Consider the following 274-nt stretch of genomic DNA (forward strand, 5'->3'; position numbering starts at 1 on the left):
CGCGCGCAGATCGCGCGTGTCGGACGCCAGCACGTTGGTGCCGCGGATGTTGAGCACCAGCGGCGTGTCGTCGCCCTGCCAGCCCAGCGTGCCGTCGACGTTGAGCGTGCCCTCACCCGAGCGCACGCTGCCGGCGATGCGCGCGCTGCCATCGGGCTGCGCGTCCAGGCGCACGTCGCCCTGCTGCAACACGATGCCCAGCGACGGCACCTCGGTGGTGAACTGCGACAGCCGCGCCTGTCCGCTCAGCAACGGCTTGCTGCGCGTGCCGGCC

1 protein-coding gene is annotated in these 274 nt (G+C 73.0%); it reads right to left on the reverse strand.

Features of this window, described 5'->3' with window-relative positions; translation table 11 throughout:
• The coding region (locus HKX41_11450) for a hypothetical protein (protein ID NNC24747.1) at nt 1-274 on the reverse strand (274 nt) is incomplete at both ends.

This window comes from Salifodinibacter halophilus (assembly GCA_012999515.1).
GTDB lineage: Bacteria > Pseudomonadota > Gammaproteobacteria > Nevskiales > Salinisphaeraceae > Salifodinibacter > Salifodinibacter halophilus.